This window comes from Buttiauxella noackiae ATCC 51607 (assembly GCF_001654865.1).
GTDB lineage: Bacteria > Pseudomonadota > Gammaproteobacteria > Enterobacterales > Enterobacteriaceae > Buttiauxella > Buttiauxella noackiae.
The window spans coordinates 1-24041 of sequence record NZ_LXEO01000025.1 but is presented as its reverse complement, the minus strand read 5'-3'; the positions used below and the strand labels follow the sequence as shown (position 1 = coordinate 24041).

General features: G+C 45.8%; 21 protein-coding genes. All 21 read left to right on the top strand.

Features of this window, described 5'->3' with window-relative positions; genetic code table 11:
• Positions 1–75 precede the first annotated feature (75 nt).
• The gene (gene gmd / locus M979_RS10005; RefSeq protein ID WP_064554833.1) at positions 76–1197 is read left to right on the top strand and encodes a GDP-mannose 4,6-dehydratase; all 1122 of its coding nucleotides are present in this window, start codon (positions 76–78) and stop codon (positions 1195–1197) included.
• 2 nt (positions 1198–1199) lie between these two features.
• Entirely contained in the window at positions 1200–2165 is a 966-nt protein-coding gene (gene fcl, locus M979_RS10000; protein WP_034458468.1) for a GDP-L-fucose synthase, read from the top strand.
• Between the two features lie 2 nt (positions 2166–2167).
• Complete coding sequence (locus M979_RS09995) at positions 2168–2647, top strand: GDP-mannose mannosyl hydrolase (protein ID WP_064554832.1); 480 nt, start codon at positions 2168–2170, stop codon at positions 2645–2647.
• Positions 2644–3864, top strand: a complete 1221-nt coding sequence (gene wcaI, locus M979_RS09990; RefSeq protein WP_064554830.1) for a colanic acid biosynthesis fucosyltransferase WcaI — start codon at positions 2644–2646, stop codon at positions 3862–3864. Before M979_RS09995 ends, wcaI begins: the two co-directional genes overlap by 4 nt.
• A gap of 2 nt (positions 3865–3866) precedes the next feature.
• A complete protein-coding gene (gene cpsB, locus M979_RS09985) occupies positions 3867–5312 on the top strand; it encodes a mannose-1-phosphate guanyltransferase (protein WP_064554829.1) in 1446 nt (481 codons plus the stop codon).
• Positions 5313–5497: 185 nt separating this feature from the next.
• Complete coding sequence (gene cpsG / locus M979_RS09980) at positions 5498–6868, top strand: phosphomannomutase CpsG (RefSeq protein ID WP_064554827.1); 1371 nt, start codon at positions 5498–5500, stop codon at positions 6866–6868.
• Positions 6869–6977: 109 nt separating this feature from the next.
• On the top strand, positions 6978–8372 hold the full coding sequence (wcaJ, locus tag M979_RS09975; RefSeq protein WP_034460047.1) for an undecaprenyl-phosphate glucose phosphotransferase: 1395 nt from the start codon (positions 6978–6980) through the stop codon (positions 8370–8372).
• Between the two features lie 63 nt (positions 8373–8435).
• Positions 8436–9914, top strand: a complete 1479-nt coding sequence (locus M979_RS09970; protein ID WP_064554826.1) for an MOP flippase family protein — start codon at positions 8436–8438, stop codon at positions 9912–9914.
• Between the two features lie 27 nt (positions 9915–9941).
• On the top strand, positions 9942–11222 hold the full coding sequence (gene wcaK / locus M979_RS09965) for a colanic acid biosynthesis pyruvyl transferase WcaK (RefSeq protein WP_034458457.1): 1281 nt from the start codon (positions 9942–9944) through the stop codon (positions 11220–11222).
• A complete protein-coding gene (gene wcaL, locus M979_RS09960) occupies positions 11219–12439 on the top strand; it encodes a colanic acid biosynthesis glycosyltransferase WcaL (protein WP_064554824.1) in 1221 nt (406 codons plus the stop codon). The genes wcaK and wcaL overlap by 4 nt, the downstream gene beginning before the upstream one ends.
• Positions 12440–12445: 6 nt before the next feature.
• Positions 12446–13873, top strand: coding sequence for a colanic acid biosynthesis protein WcaM (gene wcaM, locus M979_RS09955; protein ID WP_064554822.1), 1428 nt, complete (start codon positions 12446–12448; stop codon positions 13871–13873).
• A gap of 231 nt (positions 13874–14104) precedes the next feature.
• Positions 14105–15100: an NAD-dependent epimerase/dehydratase family protein gene (locus M979_RS09950; RefSeq protein WP_064554820.1), complete on the top strand. Its 996-nt coding sequence runs from the start codon at positions 14105–14107 to the stop codon at positions 15098–15100.
• 207 nt (positions 15101–15307) lie between these two features.
• Entirely contained in the window at positions 15308–16204 is an 897-nt protein-coding gene (galF, locus tag M979_RS09945) for a UTP--glucose-1-phosphate uridylyltransferase GalF (RefSeq protein WP_064554818.1), read from the top strand.
• A gap of 540 nt (positions 16205–16744) precedes the next feature.
• Positions 16745–17665 carry a glycosyltransferase gene (locus tag M979_RS09940; protein WP_064554817.1) on the top strand — a complete coding sequence of 307 codons (921 nt, stop codon included), beginning with the start codon at positions 16745–16747 and terminating at the stop codon, positions 17663–17665.
• A gap of 125 nt (positions 17666–17790) precedes the next feature.
• Positions 17791–18489: an acylneuraminate cytidylyltransferase family protein gene (locus M979_RS09935; RefSeq protein WP_064554815.1), complete on the top strand. Its 699-nt coding sequence runs from the start codon at positions 17791–17793 to the stop codon at positions 18487–18489.
• Entirely contained in the window at positions 18479–19165 is a 687-nt protein-coding gene (locus tag M979_RS09930; RefSeq protein WP_064554813.1) for an inositol monophosphatase family protein, read from the top strand. Before M979_RS09935 ends, M979_RS09930 begins: the two co-directional genes overlap by 11 nt.
• A complete protein-coding gene (locus tag M979_RS09925) occupies positions 19158–20738 on the top strand; it encodes an N-acetylneuraminate synthase family protein (protein WP_064554811.1) in 1581 nt (526 codons plus the stop codon). Before M979_RS09930 ends, M979_RS09925 begins: the two co-directional genes overlap by 8 nt.
• A 25-nt stretch (positions 20739–20763) precedes the next feature.
• Positions 20764–21663, top strand: coding sequence for a glucose-1-phosphate thymidylyltransferase RfbA (gene rfbA / locus M979_RS09920; protein ID WP_064554810.1), 900 nt, complete (start codon positions 20764–20766; stop codon positions 21661–21663).
• A complete protein-coding gene (gene rfbC / locus M979_RS09915) occupies positions 21663–22223 on the top strand; it encodes a dTDP-4-dehydrorhamnose 3,5-epimerase (RefSeq protein ID WP_064554809.1) in 561 nt (186 codons plus the stop codon). Before rfbA ends, rfbC begins: the two co-directional genes overlap by 1 nt.
• 3 nt (positions 22224–22226) lie before the next feature.
• Entirely contained in the window at positions 22227–23042 is an 816-nt protein-coding gene (locus M979_RS09910) for an NAD-dependent epimerase/dehydratase family protein (protein WP_064554808.1), read from the top strand.
• A 20-nt stretch (positions 23043–23062) separates the two neighbouring features.
• On the top strand, positions 23063–24041 hold a 979-nt coding region (locus M979_RS09905; RefSeq protein WP_157093228.1), incomplete at its 3' end, for an oligosaccharide flippase family protein.

Genomic DNA, 24041 nt, shown 5'->3' with positions numbered 1-24041 from the left:
TCGGTGGATGGCACTACGTTTATCCACCCTACGGACCTTCAAATAAGAACCTGGTTTAACAGAGGAAAATCCATTATGACTAAAGTAGCTCTCATCACGGGTGTAACCGGGCAAGACGGCTCCTATCTGGCGGAACTGCTGCTGGAAAAAGGTTATGAAGTTCATGGTATTAAGCGCCGTGCTTCTTCTTTCAACACCGAACGTGTTGACCATATTTACCAGGATCCGCATACCAGCAATCCAAAATTCCATCTGCACTACGGTGATCTGACTGACAGCTCAAACCTGACCCGTATTCTTTCCGAAGTGCAGCCGGATGAAGTCTACAACCTGGGCGCGATGAGCCACGTCGCGGTTTCTTTCGAATCTCCGGAATACACCGCAGATGTTGATGCAATGGGGACCTTGCGCTTGCTGGAAGCGATTCGTTTCTTAGGTCTTGAGAAGAAAACCCGTTTCTACCAGGCATCAACTTCTGAGCTTTATGGCCTGGTGCAAGAAACGCCGCAGAAAGAAACCACGCCTTTCTATCCGCGTTCTCCGTATGCCGTTGCCAAACTTTACGCCTACTGGATCACCGTCAACTACCGTGAGTCCTACGGCATGTATGCCTGTAACGGCATTCTGTTTAACCACGAATCTCCACGTCGTGGCGAAACTTTCGTGACCCGCAAAATTACCCGCGCCATCGCCAACATTGCTCAGGGCCTGGAAAAGTGCCTGTATCTGGGCAACATGGATTCCCTGCGTGACTGGGGCCATGCCAAAGACTACGTCAAAATGCAGTGGATGATGCTGCAACAAGAGACGCCAGAAGATTTCGTGATTGCCACCGGTGTGCAGTATTCCGTGCGTCAGTTCGTGGAAATGTCAGCCGCACAACTGGGTATCAAACTGCGCTTTGAAGGCACAGGTGTTGACGAGAAGGGCATTGTTGTTTCAGTCACGGGCCACGATGCGCCGGGCGTGAAAGCGGGCGATGTGATTGTCGCCGTTGACCCGCGCTATTTCCGTCCTGCGGAAGTGGAAACCCTGTTGGGCGACCCAACTAAAGCACACGAAAAACTGGGCTGGAAACCAGAAATCACGCTCAAAGAGATGGTTGGCGAGATGGTCGCTAAAGATCTGGAAGCGGCGAAAAAACACTCGTTGCTTAAGTCCCACGGTTACGAGGTTGCCATCGCGCTGGAGTCCTGAGTATGAATAAACACCGTATCTTTGTTGCCGGCCATCGGGGGATGGTCGGTTCGGCCATCGTCCGTCAGCTTGAACAACGTGCTGATGTCGAACTGGTGCTGCGTAGTCGCGACGAACTCAACCTGTTAGATGGTGCGGCGGTTAATGCATTTTTTGCCGAACAGCGTATCGACCAGGTTTACCTGGCTGCGGCGAAAGTAGGTGGAATTGTCGCGAACAATACCTACCCAGCTGATTTCATCTACGAAAACTTGATTATCGAGAGCAACATTATTCACAGCGCACATACGCACAATGTGAACAAACTGCTGTTCCTCGGTTCCTCGTGTATTTACCCGAAAATGGCGAACCAGCCAATGGCGGAAAGCGAGCTGCTGCAAGGCACGCTTGAAGCGACTAACGAGCCGTATGCGATTGCCAAAATTGCCGGTATCAAACTGTGCGAGTCGTATAACCGCCAGTATGGTCGCGATTATCGTTCGGTGATGCCAACCAATCTGTATGGCCCGAACGATAACTTCCACCCAAGCAATTCGCACGTGATCCCGGCGTTACTGCGCCGTTTCCACGAAGCGACGCAGCAAAACTCGCCGGATGTGGTGGTGTGGGGCAGCGGTACGCCAATGCGTGAATTCCTGCATGTTGATGATATGGCGGCAGCCAGCATTCACATTATGGAAATGGCCAGTGAAGTGTGGCAGGAAAATACCCAGCCGATGCTTTCGCATATTAACGTCGGCACCGGGGTGGATTGCACCATTCGCGAACTGGCGCAAACCATCGCCAAAGTCACGGGCTACCGTGGGCGCGTGGTGTTTGATGCCACCAAACCTGATGGCACGCCGCGCAAACTGCTGGACGTTACCCGCCTGCGCCGTCTGGGCTGGTACCCGGAAATCACCCTGGAGCCTGGCCTTGCCAGCACCTACCAGTGGTTCCTCGAAAACCAGCAACGGTTCCGGGGGTAAATATGTTTCTGAGTGCTGAAGACTTCGCCACCGTTGTCCGCGCAACGCCGCTGATCTCAATCGATCTTATCGTTGAAAATCAGGCAGGAGAGTTCCTGCTGGGGCAACGCACTCAGCGCCCGGCGCAGAACTTTTGGTTCGTGCCGGGTGGCCGGGTACAGAAAGACGAAACGCTGGAACGGGCTTTTGCACGCTTAACCGAAGCTGAATTAGGCACGTCGTTCACGTTGCCCGACGGCGAGTTCTATGGCGTGTGGCAGCACTTCTATGACGACAACTTTGCAGGAAAAGAATTTTCCACGCACTACATCGTGCTGGGTTTTCGTCTGCGTGTGGACGCGGAACATCTGCCATTGCCGAAAGCACAGCACAGCGATTACCTATGGTTAACGCCTGAGCAATTGCTGGCTCACGATGATGTGCATGAAAACAGCCGTGCTTATTTTCTGGGCGACAAGGAAGAAAAGGTCATCGGATTATGAAAATTCTGGTCTACGGCATTAACTATTCGCCGGAATTAACGGGCATCGGCAAATACACCGGCGAAATGGTGGAGTGGATGACGCGCCAGGGCCACGAGGTGCGGGTGATCACCGCACCACCTTACTATCCGGTTTGGGAAGTGCATCCCGATTATTCCGCCTGGAAGTATAAGAAAGAGGTGGGTGCTGCGACCGTCTGGCGCTGCCCGCTGTATGTTCCAAAGCAACCTTCAACGCTAAAGCGCCTGATTCATTTGGGCAGCTTTGCGCTGAGCTCTTTATTCCCGCTTCTGGCGCAACGCCGCTGGAAGCCGGATCGCATTATCGGCGTGGTGCCGACGCTGTTTTGCGTACCGGGCATGCGTCTGCTCGCAAAACTGAGCGGCGCACGCACACTGCTGCATATCCAGGATTACGAAGTGGACGCCATGCTTGGCCTGGGGATGGCGGGCAAAAAGCAGGGCAAAGTGGCACGTCTGGCGCAGCGTTTTGAACAAAGCGGCCTGCACAACGTTGATAACATTTCGACGATTTCCCGTTCGATGATGAACAAAGCGACTGAAAAGGGTGTGGATCCGCAGAAAGTGATCTTCTTCCCCAACTGGTCCGAAGTAGAGCGTTTTCGCGGTATTTCTCGTGAAGAAATTCTGGCGGTTCGCGACCGCCTGCAATTGCCTGCTGATAAAAAAATTATCCTATATTCCGGCAATATCGGCGAAAAGCAGGGCCTAGAAACGGTAATCGAAGTGGCTGAACGTTTTGCCCACCTGCCGTATGTATTCGTGATTGTCGGCCAGGGCGGCGGCAAAGCTCGCCTGCAAAAACTGGCTCAGGAAAAAGGGCTGCATAACGTGGTGTTCCATCCGTTGCAGCCTTACGACGCGCTGCCAGCGTTGCTAAAGCTTGCCGATTGCCATTTGGTTATTCAGCGCCGGGGTGCGGCTGACGCGGTTCTGCCATCAAAACTGACCAACATTCTTGCGGTGGGCGGCAATGCGGTGATTACCGCAGAAGCGGACACCGAACTTGGCCAACTTTGCGAGGCGTATTCCGGAATTGCACTGTGTGTTGAGCCGGAGTCGGTTGATGCCCTGGCCGATGGCATCCAGCGCTGCCTGCAACTGCCGGAACATAACATCGTGGCATGTGACTATGCCGAGCGCACGCTCGAGAAAAACAGCGTGCTGAATCAATTTATTGCGGACATTCAGGGTTAATTATGACTAATTCCAGACTCTATCCGGTCATTATGGCTGGAGGAAACGGTAGCCGCTTGTGGCCGTTGTCCCGCGTGCTTTACCCGAAACAGTTCCTGTGCCTGAAAGGGGAACTGACAATGTTGCAAACCACCGTCAGCCGTTTAAACGGCGTCGAGTGCGAAAGCCCGGTGGTGATTTGTAACGAAGAACACCGCTTTATCGTCGCCGAACAGCTGCGTGAGCTGAACAAGCTCACCGAAAATATTGTGCTGGAACCTGCCGGGCGCAACACGGCGCCAGCTATCGCACTGGCGGCACTGGCGGCGATTCGCAACCAGCCGCAAACCGATCCGCTGATGCTGATCCTTGCAGCCGACCATGTTATCCAGGACGAAGAGGCGTTTCGCGAGGCGGTACGTCACGCTCTGCCGTATGCCGAAGAGGGCAAACTGGTCACTTTTGGCATCGTTCCTGATTTGCCAGAAACGGGCTATGGCTATATTCGCCGCGGTGATGTTGCAGCAGCGAACGCGCCAGGTGCCGATGCCATTGCTTTCCGCGTGGCGCAGTTTGTCGAAAAACCGGATATCGCTACCGCGCAGGCATACGTCGCCTGCGGTGAATATTACTGGAACAGCGGCATGTTCCTGTTCCGCGCCGGGCGCTACCTCGAAGAGCTGAAAAAATTCCGCCCGGATATTCTCAGCGCCTGCGAAAAGGCGATGGCGAACGTCGACCCGGATCTTGATTTTGTGCGTGTGGATGAAGCCGCATTCCTCGCCTGCCCGGATGAGTCTATTGACTACGCAGTAATGGAAAAAACGGCCGATGCCGTGGTGGTGCCAATGGATGCCGGCTGGAGCGATGTGGGTTCATGGTCTTCTCTTTGGGAAATCAGCACCAAAAACCAGCAGGGCAATGTGCATCACGGCGATGTGATAAGCCACTCTACCGAAAACAGTTACATCTATGCCGAATCGGGCCTGGTTACCACCGTTGGCGTGAAAGATCTGATTGTTGTGCAGACCAAAGATGCTGTGCTGATTGCCGACCGCGACCACGTACAAAGCGTGAAGAAAGTGGTTGAGCAGATCAAATTCGATGGCCGCCACGAACACCACAACCACCGCGAAGTGTACCGCCCGTGGGGTAAATACGACTCCATCGACGAAGGCGAACGCTACCAGGTGAAACGTATCACCGTGAAACCGGGCGAGGGGTTGTCTTTGCAGATGCACCATCACCGCGCCGAACACTGGATTGTGGTGGCGGGCACCGCAAAAGTGACGCTGGGTGAAGAGGTGAAACTGCTGGGCGAAAACGAGTCCATCTACATTCCACTGGGCGTCACCCACTGCCTGGAAAACCCCGGAAAGATCCCGCTCGACCTGATTGAAGTGCGTTCCGGCACTTATCTTGAAGAAGACGACATTGTGCGTTTCGAGGATCGCTACGGACGCATCTAACCATCATTTTTCACGCTGCAGATGCGTTGGCTTCCTTTGCGCACACCGGTCACTTAGTTAACTAAGCTCCCGGCGATGCACGCAGTTGCCGCCTTCCTGCAACGTGAAATCTAATGGTTATACATTTTAGAAAAAGTTATCTCCGTACTGGAGAGGGCTGACTGTTGCCTGAAAAGAGGTAAAACATGACTGAATTGACCTGTTTTAAAGCCTATGACATTCGCGGCAAGCTGGGCGAAGAGTTGAACGAAGAGATTGCTGAACGTATTGGCCGCGCGTATGGCGAGTACCTGAAACCGAAAACCATTGTACTGGGCGGCGATGTTCGCCTGACCAGCGAAGCATTGAAGTTAGCGCTGGCGAAAGGGTTGCAGGATGCAGGCGTGGATGTGCTGGATATCGGCCTGTCCGGCACCGAAGAGATCTACTTTGCCACCTGGCATCTGAACGTGGACGGCGGTATTGAAGTGACCGCCAGCCATAATCCGATGGACTACAACGGCATGAAACTGGTGCGCGAAGGGGCTCGCCCGATTAGCGGCGACACCGGCCTGCGTGATGTTCAGCACCTGGCAGAAGCCAACGACTTCCCGCCGGTGGACGCGGTGAAACGTGGCAGCTACCAGAAGATTTCAGTGGTGGAGGCGTACATCGACCACCTGTTCTCGTATATCAACGCCGCCAACATCAAACCGCTGAAACTGGTGATTAACTCCGGTAACGGCGCGGCAGGCCCGATTGTTGATGCCATTGAAGCACGCTTTAAATCCCTGAACGTGCCGCTGACCTTTATCAAAGTCCACAACCAGCCTGACGGCAATTTCCCGAACGGTATCCCGAACCCACTGCTGCCGGAGTGCCGCGACGATACCCGCAATGCGGTGATTGAACACGGCGCGGATATGGGGATCGCCTTTGACGGTGATTTCGACCGCTGTTTTCTGTTTGACGAACACGGGCAGTTTATCGAGGGCTATTACATCGTTGGCCTGCTGGCGGCGGCGTTCCTTGAAAAACAACCTGGCGCAAAAATTATCCATGATCCGCGTCTGTCATGGAACACGGTAGATATCGTGGAGCGGGCAGGCGGCACACCGGTGATGTCGAAAACCGGCCATGCATTTATCAAAGAGCGTATGCGCGAGGAAGACGCGATTTACGGCGGCGAAATGAGCGCTCACCACTATTTCCGTGATTTTGCCTACTGCGACAGCGGGATGATCCCGTGGCTGCTGGTGACTGAGCTGTTATGCCTGAAAGGGAAAACCCTGGGCGAACTGGTACACGACCGGATGGCGGCATGGCCAGCGAGTGGGGAAATCAACAGCAAACTGGCGGACCCGAAAGTCGCGATTGCGCGTGTGCAGCAGCACTTTGCGCCGCATGCGACGGATGTGGACCACACCGACGGCGTGAGCATGGCGTTTGCCGACTGGCGTTTTAACCTGCGCAGTTCAAATACCGAACCGGTGGTGCGCCTGAATGTGGAATCGCGCAGTAATGAACAACTGATGCAGGCGCGAACACAGGAAATTATGGAACTGTTAAATCAGTGATTTGTGGGGACGGAGATCTTCTGGAATTTGTAGGGTGGATGGCACTTCGTTTATCCACCCTACAGAGGTACTGAAGGGGATCCGTCACCCTTTTAATAAAGGTAAAACGATGACAAACCTAAAAAAGCGCGAGCTGCCAAAAACGAACGCATCGTTAATCTCTATGGTGCAACGTTTTTCTGACATAACCATTATGTTTGTTGGCTTATGGGTGGTATGTAAAGTCAACGCGTTACCGTTCTTGTATATGCATTTGCTAATGGCGTTGCTGGCACTCGTCGTATTCCAGATGATTGGTGGAATCACTGATTTTTATCGTTCCTGGCGTGGAGTAAGAATTTCCAGCGAATTGATGCTGCTGTTGCAAAACTGGACTTTGAGCCTGATTTTCAGCGCGGGCCTGCTGGCGTTTAACCCTGACTTTGATGGCTCATTCTGGGTGTATCTGGCCTGGTATGTGCTGACCAGTTTCGGCATGGTGATGTGCCGTTCGTTTATTCGCTTCGGTGCCGGTTGGTTGCGCAATATGGGCTACAACACGCGCCGTATTGCCATCGCAGGTTCACTGCCGGTGGGTTACACGCTGGCCGAAAGTTTCCGTAACGAACCGTGGTTAGGCTTTGATGTCACCGGGGTGTATGACGATCAGCAGCCTGAATCTCCACACGGTGATTATGCAGGCTCTTTTGCCGACCTGGTTGAACAAGCGCGCGCGGGGCAAATCGACAATATCTATATCGCCATGGCGATGAGTGAAGAAGCACAGATTAAAACGCTGGTGCGTGAGCTCACAGACACCACCTGTTCGGTGATGCTAATCCCCGATGTCTTCACCTTCAATATTCTTAACTCCCGCACTGAAGAAGTTAACGGTGTGCCGGTTGTACCGCTGTTTGCTACCCCACTAAACGGTATCAACCGGATTCTGAAACGTCTCGAAGATATCGTGTTGTCGGCGATGATCCTGCTGTTTATTTCCCCGGTACTGCTGTGTATCAGTGCGGCGGTAAAACTAACTTCGCCTGGTCCGGTTATCTTCCGTCAGACACGTTACGGCATGGATGGAAAGCCAATCAAAGTATGGAAGTTCCGCTCCATGAAAGTGATGGAAAACGATGCCGTCGTGACTCAGGCAACCAAAGGCGACAAGCGTATTACGCCGGTGGGGAATTTCCTGCGCCGCACCTCACTGGATGAACTGCCGCAGTTTATTAATGTGCTGATGGGTGAGATGTCGATTGTTGGCCCGCGTCCGCATGCGGTTGCGCACAACGAGCAATATCGTTTGCTGATTGAAGGCTACATGCTGCGCCATAAAGTGAAACCGGGGATTACCGGCTGGGCGCAAATTAACGGCTGGCGCGGTGAAACCGACACGCTTGAGAAAATGGAAAAGCGCGTTGAGTTTGACCTGGAATACATCCGTGAATGGAGTCTGTGGTTTGACATCAAAATTGTCTTCCTGACCATCTTTAAAGGCTTTGTTAACAAAGCTGCGTATTAAGTGACGAACCTTTTTGTAGGTCGGATAAGCGCAGCGTCATCCGACAAATTAACGGATAACACAATGAGCCTGAGAGAAAAAACCATCAGCGGTGCAAAATGGTCTGCCATCGCTACGGTGATAATCATTAGCCTTGGCCTGGTGCAGATGACGGTGCTGGCACGCATTGTCGATAACCACGAATTTGGCCTGTTGACCATCTCGCTGGTAATTATCGCGCTGGCCGATACGCTGTCGGATTTTGGTATTGCTAACTCGATTATCCAGCGCAAAGAAATCAGCCACCTTGAACTCACCACGTTGTATTGGTTGAACGTTGGCCTAGGATTAGTGGTGTTTGCGCTGGTGTTTTTGCTCAGCGATGTGATTGCCTCTGTGCTGCATGCACCGAAGCTCGCACCACTGATTAAAACGCTGTCATTTGCTTTTATTGTCATTCCCCATGGTCAGCAGTTCCGCGCGCTTATGCAAAAAGAGCTCGAGTTTTCAAAAATTGGCTCGATTGAAACCGTCTCAGTAATGGCAGGCTTTACCGTGACCGTAGGGGCTGCGATGTATTACCCGTTCGCCATGACCGCCATCGTCGGTTACCTGGTGAACACCGTGGTGCGTACCTCTCTGTTTGGTTTCTTTGGCCGCAAGATTTATCGCCCAGGTCTGCATTTTTCGCTGAAGTCCGTTGGCTCGAACCTGAAATTTGGCGCGTGGTTGACTGCAGATAGCATTATTAATTATGTGAATACCAACCTCTCTACGTTGGTGTTGGCGCGCATCCTGGGTGCGAGCATCGCCGGCGGTTACAACCTTGCTTATAACGTGGCGGTGGTGCCACCGATGAAGCTGAACCCGATTATCACCCGCGTGTTATTCCCGGCCTTTGCCAAGATTCAGGACGATACCGACAAATTACGCCTCAATTTCTACAAGTTGCTGTCGATTGTCGGAATCATCAACTTCCCCGCGCTGCTTGGTCTGCTGGTGATATCGAACAACTTTGTGCCGCTGGTATTTGGTGGAAAATGGCAGTTTATTACCCCAATTCTGCAACTGCTGTGCGTGGTGGGGCTGCTGCGTTCTATTGGTAACCCTATCGGATCGCTGTTGATGGCTAAAGCGCGAGTCGATATCAGCTTTAAATTTAATGTCTTCAAAACCTGCTTATTTATCCCGGCGATTATTGTTGGTGGCCATCTTGCTGGCGCACTGGGTGTGACGCTCGGCTTCTTATTCGTGCAGGTGGTGAACACCGTTCTGAGCTACTTCATCATGATTAAGCCGGTGCTGGGGTCCAGTTACCGCCAGTACATTCAGAGCATCTGGCTACCGTTTTATCTTTCGATTCCAACCATTGTAGTGAGCGGCGCGTTGGGGATTGCCCTGAAAGGCCATCTCGCGCTTGGTTTACTGGTGGGCGTACAAATCGCGGCTGGCGCTTTGGCCTTTATCGTCATGCTGGTGCTCTCACGTAATGCGCTGGTTGTGGAGATGAAGCGCCAGTTTTGCCGTAACGACCGTTTAAAAACACTGCTTCGCGCAAGCTAAAACCCCTTAATAAGAGGTCTGATTTATATGAAATTATTGATTCTTGGCAACCACACCTGCGGCAACCGCGGTGACAGCGCCATTTTGCGCGGACTGATCGATGCGATTACCACCATTGATGAAACCGTGCAGGTTGATGTGATGAGCCGTTATCCGGTGAGTTCTGCCTGGTTGCTGGGCCGCCCGGTGATGGGAGACGGCCTGTATAAGCAGATGAAGCAGCACAACAATGCCGTTGGGCTGATGGGGCGGGTAAAGAAAGTGCTGCGCCGCAAATATCAGCACCAGGTTTTGCTGGCAAAAGCCACTGACAACGGGCGTCTGCGCAATATCTCCATCCCGCAGGGATTCATTGATTTTGTGAAGTCGCTGCAAAAATATGACGCAATTATTCAGGTCGGCGGCTCTTTCTTTGTCGATTTATACGGCGTTTCTCAGTTCGAGCATGCGCTGTGCAGTTTTATGGCCAAAAAACCGGTGTATATGATTGGTCACAGCGTTGGGCCGTTCCAGGACCCGCAGTTTAACCATCTTGCCAGTTACGTGTTTGGCCATGCCGAATCGCTGATTTTGCGTGAGTCAGTCAGCCTCGACTTGATGAAGCAAAGCAATATTGATAGCAGCAAAGTGGAGCAGGGAGTCGACACCGCCTGGCTTGTGGATCATCACAATGACAGCTTTGTGCCGAGCTACGCGGTGCAGCATTGGCTGGAAACGATCAAGCGCAAGAAAACCGTCGCTATTACGCTGCGTGAACTGGCACCTTTCGACAAACGCCTTGGTACCACGCAGCAGGCCTACGAACAGGCGTTCGCCTCTGTTGTGAATCGTGTCATTGACCAGGGTTACCAGGTGCTGGCGTTGTCGACCTGTACGGGTATCGACAGCTACAACAAAGATGACCGCATGGTGGCACTCAATCTACGCCAGTATGTGAACGACCCCGAGCAATACCATGTGGTGATGGACGAACTTAACGACCTTGAGATGGGCAAGATTCTCGGCGAATGCGAGCTGACGGTTGGTACACGCCTGCATTCAGCCATCATCTCCATGAACTTCGGCACGCCTGCGATCGCGATTAACTATGAACACAAATCCGCGGGTATCATGAAGCAGCTCGGTATGCCGGAGATGGCGATTGAAATTCGTCAGTTACTCAACGGCTCTTTACAGAGTGTGGTAGCGGATGTCCTCGGCCAATTACCGGCAATAAAAGAGCGTCTGGCTCATGCGGTGCGTGCAGAGCGTGAAGATGGTTTACGCATGGTTGAGTCGGTGTTAAAGCGTGTTAAGGGGGAAAAATGAAAGTTGGCTTCTTCCTGCTCAAATTCCCCGTGGCATCCGAAACTTTTGTGCTCAACCAGATAACGGCATTTATCGATATGGGCTATGAGGTGGAAATTGTCGCCATCCAGAAGGGCGATTTGACCAACACGCACGCGGCATTCAAAGAGTACGACCTGGCTGCGAAAACCACCTGGCTGATGGACGAACCTTCGGGGAAGGCAGCAAAACTGCAATCACGAACCTTGAACACTCTGCGTGGCGCGCTTCGCCCGCAGACCTGGCGTGCGCTAAATTCGAAGCGCTATGGCGAGGAGGCGCGCAACCTGATCCTCTCCTCTATTTGTGGTCGTAACCGGCAAACCGTGCAGGCCGATGTGTTCATCGCTCACTTCGGCCCAGCGGGTGTGACGGCGGCAAAGCTGCGTGAACTGGGTTTGCTTCAAGGCAAAATTGCTACGGTTTTCCATGGCATTGATATTTCAGGGCGTGAGGCGCTTGCGCACTACACCCCGGAGTATCAAAAACTCTTTATGCGTGGCGATTTGATGCTGCCAATAAGCAATTTGTGGGCGGGGCGTTTGCAAAAAATGGGCTGCCCGGCCAACAAAATTACCGTTTCGCGTATGGGCGTGGATATGGAGCGGTTTTCGCAGCGCTGCGTAAAACCTCCGGCCAAAACATTAGAGATTATTTCGGTTGCACGATTGACCGAGAAGAAAGGTCTGCATGTAGCAATCGAAGCCTGCCTGCTGCTTAAAGAACGCGGCGTGAAGTTCCGTTACAACATTCTCGGTATTGGCCCGTGGGAAACGCGCCTACGTACGCTTATCGAACAAAATCAGCTTGATGATGTGGTATTTATGCCGGGTTTTAAACCGAACCATGAAGTGAAAGCGATGCTTGATAAAGCCGATGTGTTCTTACTGCCGTCGATAACCGGGGAAGATGGCGATATGGAAGGCATTCCTGTGGCACTAATGGAGGCGATGGCGGTGGGGATTCCGGTTATCTCTACCGTACATAGCGGAATTCCAGAACTCATAGACGCAGGCCGATCCGGTTGGCTGGTGCCGGAGAAAGATGCGGCAGCCCTCGCTGATTGCTTACAAGCTTTCGGCAATATCGAGGCCAGCGAACTGAAACCGATGCTGAACCTGGCTCGCGAAAAAGTTGAAACTGAATTCAACCAGAAGGTTATCTACCAGCAACTCGCTCGCCAGTTACAGATGTTATGAGGACGTATGCGCAAACCATTTAAAACTCCCCACACCTCCTTTTCTCCCTCCCGCCGCAAATTATTACAAGCCAGCTCCGTGCTGGCCGCGGTGCCATTTATCTCCCCTCGCTATGTATTAGCTGCCGCTGGCAAAAGCGAGGTCAGCGTCCAAAAGTTCTATCGTGGTGACTGGATTGCTGCCTTCAAACAGGCATTCTCAGTTGCTGATACCGTGTTCGTGCCGGCCGATTTGGTTTGTGACAACATCAATACCGCGATTTTTATGCCTGAAGGCAAAACGTTGCATGTCGCTGGTGGTTTAAAGGGCAATGGCAAAGGGCGTTTTGTACTGCAGGAGGGTTGCCAGGTATTGGGGGAGAGGGGAGGGCGGTTTAATAATATAACCCTCGATGTGCGTGGCTCATACTGCACTATCAAAGGTATTGATATGAGCGGTTTTGTACCTGTCACGCAGATTTACATTGGTGGCAAAGAGAAACGCACCATGCGTAACCTGGTGATTGACCAGATTACCGTGCACGATGCGAACTATGCGATTTTGCGCCAGGGTTTCCATAATCGAATGGAGAACGTTAAGATTACCAATGGCCATTTTAGCCGCTTGCAAGGTGATGCGATCGAATGGAATGTGGCGATTAACGACCACAACCTGCTTATATCTGACCATGTGATTGAAAACATTGATTGCACCAATGGGAAGATCAACTGGGGTATTGGGATTGGGCTTGCGGGCAGTACTTACGACAATGAGTACCCGGAAGACCAGGCCGTGAAGAACTTTGTCGTGGCGAATATTACCGGTAGTAACTGTCGGCAATTAATACACGTCGAAAATGGAAAGCACTTTATTATACGAAATATCAAGGCGAGTAATATTAATCATACTTTCAGCCAGAAAGCGGGGATTGATAACGCTACAATAGCAATTTATGGCTGTGATAATTTCGTGATTGATAATATCGATATGAAAGAGAGTGCGGGATTTCTTATTGGTTATGGCGTGATCAAAGGTAAGTATTTATCTATTCCGCAAAATTTCAAATTAAACGATATCGTACTTGATAATACGGATATGCAGTATAAAAGCCGCGGAATACAGATTTCTTCGGGCAACGCGACCTCCTTCGTGGCCATCACCAATGTGGCGATAAAGCGCTCAACACTTGAAGTGCATAACAAACCACAACACTTGTTTCTGCGAAACATCGACGTCATGCAGCATTCTGATGCTGGGCCTGCGCTGAAGCTAAACTTCGACCTGCGTAAAGACGTGCGCGGGCGCTTTATGGCTAAGGAGGATACGCTGCTGTCGCTTGCGAATGTGCGTGCCGTTAATGAGAAAGGGCAGAGTTCGGTGGATATCGACCGGGTTGACCAGCGGCATGTGAACACGAGTGGGTTGAATTTTGTGCTGCCCTTGAGACGCGATTAACTTATCACGCATTTTTGCAACTGATAGATTGATTGTAGCTCAGGTGTTAACAAAATTATGACCTATAAGAATTGGCAGGTTCTTTTGTGCTGGCTATCAAGCTTCAAAAGTTTATAATTCTGCCACAAAATCAGATACGCGAAATGACAGGTATCTGAATATTACTATAGAAATCAGAAGATTTTTGCTCTGGCAATTTCTTTGGGTTAAAACTCACACACTGGGCATAGCATGAAAGAGAAGGTTATTTTTGTTGGTGCATCTGGCTTTGTAGGAACGCGATTAATTGAGACTGCGAATGCTGAATTCGACATCAAAAATTTAGATAAGCAAGGTAGTCACTTTTACCCAGACATTACGGTAAATGGGGATGTTCGCGAGCAAAGCTCACTCGATAGCCATTTTTTAGGGCAACAGACAGTTGTGCTACTAGCAGCTGAGCACCGAGATGATGTTAGCCCAACATCGCTTTACTATGATGTGAATGTCCAGGGCACCCGAAATGTGCTTGCCGCGATGGATAAAAATGGTGTGAAGAATATCATCTTCACCAGTTCAGTAGCGGTTTATGGGCTTAACAAAAAAAATCCCGACGAAAATCATCCAATTGATCCCTTTAACCACTACGGCAAAAGTAAATGGCAGGCAGAAGAAGTGCTGCGTGCCTGGCATAGTGAAGAGCCAGAAGAACGTTCTCTTACCATTATTCGGCCTACGGTGATTTTCGGTGAACGAAATCGGGGAAATGTCTACAATCTCCTGAAACAGATTGCCAGTGGTAAGTTTGCAATGGTTGGTGCAGGTAACAACTACAAGTCTATGGCTTATGTTGGCAACATTGTCGAGTTCATCAAATACAAACTGCACAATGTTGAAAAGGGATACCAGGTTTACAACTATGTCGATAAACCTGACCTCAATATGAATCAGCTGGTTTCCGAGGTTGAAAAAAGTCTCAGCAAAAAAATCCCGTCCGTGCATCTGCCTTATGCTGTAGGAATGCTAGGTGGTTTCTGCTTTGACATTCTGAGCAAGGTCACAGGCAAGAAGTACTCAATTAGCTCTGTTCGAGTGAAGAAGTTCTGTGCAACAACTCAGTTTGATGCGAGTAAGGTTCATGCATGTGGTTTTGTTGCACCCTATACCTTATCGCAAGGTCTTGATCGTACATTGCAGTATGAGTTTGTGTCCGCCAAAAAGGACAACATTACGTTTGTTTCTGAATGAATGATTGAAGGACGGGGTAGGGGATTCAGCGGGAGTAATCTGATTCAGCACTATCCCGACTGTATGTATGCTACATGCACATACATTTTTCCAAGTGAGAAGTAGTCGGTTGAATAACCATCTGACAATGGCAATGATGCAAATTTTAGATGGATATGCGTTTGCCAAAGACTATAATCCCTCAACCATTCTATAGGTGGGCTGAATATGATTAATTTGAAAGCAGTTATTCCGGTAGCAGGCTTGGGCATGCATATGTTACCTGCAACAAAAGCTATCCCAAAAGAGATGTTACCGATAGTCGATAAGCCGATGATTCAATATATCGTCGATGAGATCGTAGCTGCTGGTATCAAAGAAATTGTGCTAGTGACGCATTCATCCAAGAATGCTGTAGAGAACCATTTTGACACGTCATACGAGCTGGAAGCGCTGCTTGAGCAACGTGTAAAACGGCAGTTGCTCGCTGAGGTTCAGTCAATCTGCCCTCCAGGCGTGACGATTATGAATGTGCGTCAGGCTCAGCCACTAGGTTTAGGCCACTCCATTTTGTGCGCCCGCCCGATTATTGGCGATAATCCATTTGTGGTTGTGTTGCCAGATGTTGTGCTGGACTCAGCCAGTGCTGACCCACTGCGCTACAATTTAGCGGCAATGGTTGCACGCTTCAACGAAACCGGCCGCAGCCAGGTACTGGCTAAGCATATGCCGAATGAAGATCTTTCCGCTTATTCCATAATTCTCACCAAAGAGCCTTTAGCAAACGCAGGGCAGGTGAGTCGCATTGTTGAGTTCGTGGAAAAACCGGACCAGCCGCAGACTTTAGATTCTGACTTGGCAGCCGTAGGCCGCTATGTTCTGTCCGCTGATATTTGGGCTGAGCTGGAGAAAACCGAACCGGGTGCATGGAACCGCATTCAACTGACAGATGCCATCGCTGCACTGAATGAAAAACAGTCGGCTGAAGCCGCGTTGATGACTGGTGAAAGCTACGACTGTGGCAAAAAAATGGGCTACATGCAGGCATTTGTTCAGTATGGTCTGCGTAACCATAAAGAAGGGCAGAAGTTCAGAGAGAGCATCAAGAAGATGCTGGCTCGTTGATTTTTAGAAGAAATTAATGCCAGGATTTCGTGTGAAGGCGTGAATATAAGAACGGCAGTGAAAGTGGTGGTGAGGCTGTGAACGACATTCTCACTTGAGCTTACTGCCGTTTTTTATTGTTTTTAGGCCTCATCAGCGTCCACTACAAGCGTAGCGGGCATGTCAGGTAAGGATAAATCCAGAACTTTAGGGCTTGTTTCTGACCCGGATAAGTATGAGAATTGATGAGTTTTAAGGTTAATCTTAGTCGGTAACCTACTGAAGTATAAAGATTAACCGCTGTACGTCATTATCTGTACGTGAGGTAACGATAGTTAAAATGCCATTTCCAGGCAACAGCATTCAAGTTTGTCCAGTGCACTGGTAGCTGTAGAGCCAGGGGCGGTAGCGTGCGTGATCTTAAAGTACTCACACGAATTCCATACTAAATGCGTTGATAAGAACTACAAAATCATTAATTAAATCTAATCTTAATTCATATTAGAATTATACATTTCAATACGTAGTCTATTTGTATTAGAAAAATTATGGGTGAATAAATTGGAACATAAAGTTATAGCTGTTGTTGTAACATATAATAGAAAAGAATTTTTATTAAAAGTTTTGAAGTCTCTAATAGAACAAACTTATCAGCTTCAACATATTTTAGTTATCGATAATAGTAGCAGTGATGGTACTAAAGAAGCCGTGTTTTCTATTTCAGATGCTAAGATAGAATATATGAATACCGGTGGTAACTTAGGGGGTGCTGGCGGTTTTTATGAGGGATTTAAATTATCCGAAAACTATACTTATGACTACCTTTGGTTGATGGATGACGATTTTCAGCCATCCTTAAATTGTCTCGAGACAATGCTAAAAAATGATCCGAAAGGCATTGTCCAACCAATTAGATATAATTTGGATGGGTCATGTGCAGAACTATCACCGCTAACATATGACATACAGAAGATCTTTACCTTAAATCCTAAAGGAAAATCTGTTAAAAGTTATATCCAGGATCAAGGTGATTTGTCTCAACCAATAAAAATTGAAGCAATTCCTTTTGAAGGTCCTCTAATACACAGGGATGTTGTAACGCTGTTGGGTAAACCTGAACCAAGGTTTTTTATCTTCTGTGATGATATTGAATATGCAATAAAAGCAAAAAAAGCTGGAGTACCAATAGTTTGTGACCCAAATGCGAAAGCAACAAGGTTATTGGTAAATAATCAAGGGAATGACATGCTTTCATGGAAAGGTTATTTCATGCTTAGGAATTTGTTTTATTTACACAGGAAATATGGTGAGAATGTCTTCGTAAGGAATAAACCAATAGTATTAGCTTTAGGGTACGGGGTTGTTTCTCTTTTGAAAGGAAATTGGAAACAGATTCGCGTCACATATGAAGCATTTTTCGATTCCAAAGAATTGAAAAACACTGAAAAGCATAAGCCAAAACCTAAAAAAAACCCTAATTAAAATAATGGGATACGGTGATATGGGGTTATGTGTAGTATCCTGGGTAAATGTCAGGTTAGGTGTTAAATATATAACGCCACTGCAGAATCTTTCTAAAGTAAATCAATACTCAAAGGTGCTTTAAAATGATTGTATATGCAATAGTTCCCGCTCGTTCAGGATCCAAAGGATTACCCAATAAAAATATAAAGGAATTAAATGGTAAGCCATTGATTTCATACAGCATCGAGTTCGCTAAAAGATTACCGAGCGTTACTAAAGTTATATGTAGCACTGATTCTGAATTATATGCGGATATTGCAAAAAAATATGGAGCTGAAGTTCCGTTTTTGAGGAGCCCTGAAGCGTCCATCGATACAGCAATGGAGCAAGATATACTAATAGATTTAAAAGCGAAATTTAAAGAACATCAAATACCAGAACCAGATTTAATCGTGTGGTTAAGACCAACATTTGTCTTTAGAAATATAGATGATATTGAGAAAGGTATTGATATTTTAAAAAATGATACATCATATACCTCTGCAAGAACAGTGGTCAGTACTGAAAATAGATTATATAAAATTGAAGAGCAGGAACTAAAACCACTTTTTAATGATTTTGGTAAGTCAATGATTAGACGACAGAATATGCCGTCGGCGTACACTGTATTTAGCACTGATATTATTCGTTTTAAGAACAAAGACATTAACGATGACTTCTTAGGGCGAAAAGTATTTCCTATAGTATCAGAAAAAATATGTGGATTAGATATTGATGATCTCTTTGATTTCGAAGTGGTTAATGCAGTACTAACACAAATGGAGTCAAAAAATGCTGTGTGAAAAAGCTGTAGATGCTATTAAGAAAAGATTGCCAGATATCTTGAAATTAAGAAATGAGAAAAGAAAAAAAGAAGACGACAGCTATGTATCTGAGGGCGATCTGCTTGTACAGACATTAATCTTAGCTGAGTGCAGAGATATCTTACCAGATCACACAATTATATCAGAAGAACTGGCTCCATTTACCAACGAAAACTGGCGTGAAAATGGATCGTACATAATAATCGATCCTATTGATGGTACTGAAAACTTTGTTAGTGGATTGAAGGAGTGGGGGGTTGGCATTTCTGTATATACAAACGGGAAGCATGAAGAATCATGTATATACTTGCCTGAGCTTGACGAAAAGTTGATTACTGGTGGGAGTTACATTAAATATGACTCCAGAATTTGTGGCCTTTCCTCATCGCTGTCAAAGAGTGATCTACTTAACCTTCCTGCTGGATTCGAGTATAGGATAATAGGTTGCTCAATGTATAACATGCTTAATGCTATAAAAGGGTCATATTTGCGATTTGATAATGTTAAGGGAGTAAATTGCTGGGATATTTTACCTGGTCTTAATTTGGCCCTTGAACATAACATTCCAGCATATATTGACGGTGAGAAATATTCTGGACAAATATTGTTCCCGGTTAAGAAATACAAAATTTCAATAGGAGTCGGATGTGAATAAAATAATAGAAAAAATCAGTACGCTTTTCCTTGAAAGTGGTAAGAAAAAAATTGCCATTATCGGGAAAGGGCCATCACTTGATGAACTAAAGAAAAATGCTTTAGATGATTTTTTTATTATTAATATCAACGATTCTGAGCGCATTATCGATGGGAATGTTTGCTTGTATATACATGAATGGGTAAAGAAGTATTTGCTTTTAAATAAAGTTAGGTGCGATTATTATTTGACAGCTGACCCCATAGAGAATGATGCTCGCTTCATCTCTGTCGATTACATCCCTGAAAGTCCAGAGAATTATAAACCTATCCAGGAAAGATTTTTTGATCCAGGTTTTGAACTCGAGGATGCCTTAATAATTTCTGCGATAAAACTGAGTAATTTGATTGCTGATCGTATCAGGCAGCGGATTTCGGTGTATTTGCTTGGTTTCGACTTCTCTATCAAAAATGGCTTTTCAACTGACGCACACAGGAATATCGATTTTGGCGAAAATGATTATCTGGAAAATCTTCTCCAAAGCCAGCAAGAATACTTATCTCTTTTGATGAATCATAAAAGTGAGTTAGCAATTGAACTAATTCATGTAGGTAACAAACATTTTAGTGGTATTAGCATTGTTGGCTTTAATCGAAGTTTTAGTAAGAAAGAAAATATTACAACTACTAGCGTGAAGATTAAAGATACAAACATTGATGAGCAATCGATTAGAATTATAGAAAATCACTTTAATTCAAAAAGCAAAGTCGAAATAGTTGCAGAAATTACCACTAACCATTTTGGCAATTTAGACCTTTTACAGCGAATGATCGCAGCAGCGGCAGAGGCTGGTGCGGACAGTATAAAGCTTCAGAAGCGTGATGTTAATACATTCTATACCGCTGAAGAGCTTGCTAAACCATATAATTCTCCCTTTGGAAAGACCTTCAGAGACTATCGCAATGGTTTAGAATTAAATGAAGATGGTTTTAATAAGGTAATTCAATGGTGTTCTGAATACGGAATTAAGTGGTTTGCATCGGTATTAGATAAATACTCTTATGAATTTATAAAGCAATTCTCGCCGGAAAAAATAAAACTACCATCGACTATTTCAGAGCATGAAGATTTTTTGAAATATGTAGCTAGTGAATTCAAAGGAGATGTGGTTATATCAACTGGTATGACATCCCCGGAGTATGAGACTTTTATAATAAATGAATTCAAAAATTGTAGTAATATCTATCTTCTGCAATGTACATCTTCTTACCCAACAATGAACGAAGATGCCAATGTCGCAGTGGTAAGGCATTATCATGATTTAAGCCTGGAACATCCAAAAATTATTCCAGGCTATTCAAGTCATGATATAGGTTCATTATGTTGCCAACTTGCTGTGGCGTCTGGGGGGTTAATGATTGAGAAACATGTTAAGTACGGTAATACCCCGTGGGCACACTTTGATAATGTAGCAATCGACATGCTAACTGACAAATTTAAAGTATTTGTTCAGGATATTAGACTTGCAGAGGCCTGTTTAGGCGATGGTCATAAGCGTGTGTTGAGAAGTGAACATCACAAGTATAGAAAATAGATTGATTAAAAATGAGAGTTTAGTAATGAAAGGAATAATTTTAGCCGGTGGTTCTGGCACGCGCTTATACCCTCTAACAAAAGGTATGTCTAAACAGTTATTACCTGTTTATGATAAACCTATGATTTTTTATCCCTTATCAACATTAATGTTAGCTGGGATCAGAGACATATTAATAATTACAACGCCTGAAGATAGTCAAAATTTTCATAGATTATTAGGTGATGGTTCTAATTTAGGTGTGAATTTAACCTATGCGATCCAGCATAAGCCAGCGGGATTAGCTGAAGCATTTATTATCGGTGAAGGATTTATTGCAAATGATAATGTATGCCTGATTTTGGGAGATAATATATTTTACGGTCAATCATTTGGTCGTACTCTAAGAACTGCGGCCTCTTTAAAAACAGGAGCAACAGTTTTCGGTTATCATGTAAAAGACCCAGAACGATTTGGCGTTGTTGACTTTGATAAAAATAAAAAGGTTTTGAGCATTGAGGAAAAACCAATTAAGCCTAAGTCTAATTGGGCGGTAACAGGTTTGTATTTTTATGATAATGACGTCGTATCAATGGCTAAGACTGTTAAACCATCAGATAGAGGTGAGCTTGAGATTACGAGTATTAATCAACTTTATCTGAAAATGGGGAAACTTACCGTTGAACTTTTAGGTCGAGGATTCGCCTGGTTAGATACAGGTACTCATGCTAGCTTGAACGAAGCTTCATCTTTCGTTCAATCAATTGAACATGTACAAGGGTTAAAAATTGCATGTCCTGAGGAGATTGCCTGGAGTCAGGGATGGCTGAGTAATGAAGATATTGAAAGAATTGCTGATACAATGATCAAATCAGAATATGGTCAGTATTTGAAGTCATTAGTGAGAGATACAACGTTACAACTTTCACTTAAGGTAAATCGCTGATGAAGGTCATTGAAACGAAACTTAAAGATTGTGTTGTCATTGAACCAACTATTTTTCGGGACCAGAGAGGCTTTTTTTTTGAAAGCTTTAATGCTAAACGCTACGAAGAAAATGCTGGTATAAAATTAAATTTTGTACAGGATAATCGTTCATTTTCAACACGAGGAGTACTGCGGGGGTTACATTATCAAAAAAAATTCCCTCAAGGTAAATTGGTTTCTGTAATTTCTGGAGAAGTTTATGATGTCGCTGTTGATCTTAGACCTAACTCTCCAACTTTCGGAATGTATGAGTCAATCATATTAAGTGGTGAAAACAAGCTCCAATTTTATGTTCCACCAGGTTTCGCTCATGGGTTCTGCGTCTTAAGTGAAGAAGCAGATTTTTGCTACAAATGTACTGATTTCTACACACCGGGAGATGAAGCTGGAATTTGTTGGGATGATAGTACACTGAACATATCATGGCCTATTTCAAATCCGATACTATCTGATAAAGACCTGATACTTCCAACTTTAAGTCAAATAAAATGTGACTTACTCAGCCGAGAGACAGATTAGAATATGAAGTTTACAGTACTTGGTGGTTCTGGATTTATTGGCTCAGAAGTTATCAAAAAACTTAAGAGTGATAACAATACCATCTATTCGCCAAAGCGAAATGATCCTCTAATATTCAAGGATGAATTGGGAACAGTTATATATTGTGCCGGCAATGGTGATTGTCTTAATGCGCCTTTTGCTGTACAAGAAGCAAATGTTGAATTATTAGCAGGGATATTAACCCATGGAAGATTTAGACGCTTAATATATCTATCATCTACTCGTATCTATATGAATTCTAAATTTTCTCATGAAAATAGTGATGTGAGCATAAGTAACAATGATGGCCGAAAATTATTTAATTTGACTAAAATGGTTGGCGAAGAGTTATGTTTGAAAAGTAATAGAGATTGCGTGATTATACGACCGTCGAACGTTTATGGCAAAGCATTCAATAGTAATCTCTTTTTACCATCTATTACCAGGGATGCGATAGCTAAAGGCTTGGTTAATATGTATGTCACTCCTGAATATAGCAAAGATTATGTCTCGGTTAGTGATGTTGTTGATGCTATTTTATTCTTGAGTCAGAACGAAAATAAGCATGAAATTTATAACGTTGCATCTGGGCATAACACTACAGCAGGTGAAATTGCGCTATTATTAAAGGGCAAAACAAATTGTGATATCGTATGGCACAAATGCTCTCAGAATGAATATTTTCCTATAACGAATATTAGACGTTTACAAAGCGAGATGAATTTCGTGCCTAAAAATGTGCTAGAAGATATGGGCGAGATGATTGATGATTTTCAGAATATTTTGCAGGTTAATTAATTCTGTTAAGGGAAATCTTTGTGAGCACACATTTTTTAATGATTCAGGATGCGATTAAAAGAACATTATCAATTGTTTTATTTATTATTCTTGCTCGGTTACTTGATCAAAATACATTTGGACATTATCAGCAAATAATGCTAGTTATTAGCTTTATGGCAATGATTTTTACCGGGGGGTTACCAATAGCATTAAGTTATTTTTATGGTCACAGCACCGATACTATTAAACAAATAAATGTATTTCAACGTTTTTTCCTATATCAGATAGTCGCTATTATTATAGGTGGCATAGGATATCTACTATTATCGCCGTATATATCTTCTGGATTTAAAAATCCGCTACTTTCTACGTACGCAGCCTATATTGTTATCATTTTCATTGGTATTGTTCTTCCTGATTTTTTACGAAACTCTAGCGTTCTATTTAATACGATGAAGGCTTACACTATAATAACCTCATCCATTCAAATTGTTACTATTTTTCTAACAATACTTTTTGCTGTTGAAACTAAAAATATATACATTTTAATCTTGGTTACTTCTATTTCATCCGTTTTTGTGATCGCTTCGTTGCTTTTTCACAATAGAAAAAATATAGTTCCTTTTTATGTACTCAAGAAGGACAATATTTTTTCATTAGTTGAAATGAAATATGTTATAGCAATGAGTGCTACGACATTTGTTGGTGTAATTAATAGCTACACGGATCAAATCACCGCCTCTTTTTTGCTTAGTCCCATTGAGTATTCTCTTTTAAAAGTTGGTGCATTTCAAATACCATTCATTAGTATAGTTACCGGTTCCATTTTGACAGCTATGATTCCAGTAGTATCAAATCTGTTTGCTCAGCGAAAATTACAAGAAATAGAAAAATTATGGTCATTTGCGATTGAAAAAGCGACAGTGCTATTAATTCCTATCGTTATTTTTTGTATGGTTTTCGGCAAAGAAATTATAATTGGTTTCTTTGGTCATAATTACGCTGCATCGGCTTTAG

Excerpts from the sequence above, each read along its gene's own strand:
- M979_RS09970 (WP_064554826.1), top strand. The coding sequence starts at position 8,436 with ATGAGCCTGAGAGAAAAAACCATCAGCGGTGCAAAATGGTCTGCCATC.
- fcl (WP_034458468.1), top strand. The coding sequence starts at position 1,200 with ATGAATAAACACCGTATCTTTGTTGCCGGCCATCGGGGGATGGTCGGT.
- rfbC (WP_064554809.1), top strand. The coding sequence starts at position 21,663 with ATGAAGGTCATTGAAACGAAACTTAAAGATTGTGTTGTCATTGAACCA.
- wcaK (WP_034458457.1), top strand. The coding sequence starts at position 9,942 with ATGAAATTATTGATTCTTGGCAACCACACCTGCGGCAACCGCGGTGAC.
- cpsG (WP_064554827.1), top strand. The coding sequence starts at position 5,498 with ATGACTGAATTGACCTGTTTTAAAGCCTATGACATTCGCGGCAAGCTG.
- M979_RS09930 (WP_064554813.1), top strand. The coding sequence starts at position 18,479 with ATGCTGTGTGAAAAAGCTGTAGATGCTATTAAGAAAAGATTGCCAGAT.
- wcaL (WP_064554824.1), top strand. The coding sequence starts at position 11,219 with ATGAAAGTTGGCTTCTTCCTGCTCAAATTCCCCGTGGCATCCGAAACT.
- gmd (WP_064554833.1), top strand. The coding sequence starts at position 76 with ATGACTAAAGTAGCTCTCATCACGGGTGTAACCGGGCAAGACGGCTCC.
- M979_RS09935 (WP_064554815.1), top strand. The coding sequence starts at position 17,791 with ATGATTGTATATGCAATAGTTCCCGCTCGTTCAGGATCCAAAGGATTA.
- wcaI (WP_064554830.1), top strand. The coding sequence starts at position 2,644 with ATGAAAATTCTGGTCTACGGCATTAACTATTCGCCGGAATTAACGGGC.
- M979_RS09950 (WP_064554820.1), top strand. The coding sequence starts at position 14,105 with ATGAAAGAGAAGGTTATTTTTGTTGGTGCATCTGGCTTTGTAGGAACG.
- wcaM (WP_064554822.1), top strand. The coding sequence starts at position 12,446 with ATGCGCAAACCATTTAAAACTCCCCACACCTCCTTTTCTCCCTCCCGC.
- rfbA (WP_064554810.1), top strand. The coding sequence starts at position 20,764 with ATGAAAGGAATAATTTTAGCCGGTGGTTCTGGCACGCGCTTATACCCT.
- wcaJ (WP_034460047.1), top strand. The coding sequence starts at position 6,978 with ATGACAAACCTAAAAAAGCGCGAGCTGCCAAAAACGAACGCATCGTTA.
- galF (WP_064554818.1), top strand. The coding sequence starts at position 15,308 with ATGATTAATTTGAAAGCAGTTATTCCGGTAGCAGGCTTGGGCATGCAT.
- cpsB (WP_064554829.1), top strand. The coding sequence starts at position 3,867 with ATGACTAATTCCAGACTCTATCCGGTCATTATGGCTGGAGGAAACGGT.
- M979_RS09910 (WP_064554808.1), top strand. The coding sequence starts at position 22,227 with ATGAAGTTTACAGTACTTGGTGGTTCTGGATTTATTGGCTCAGAAGTT.
- M979_RS09995 (WP_064554832.1), top strand. The coding sequence starts at position 2,168 with ATGTTTCTGAGTGCTGAAGACTTCGCCACCGTTGTCCGCGCAACGCCG.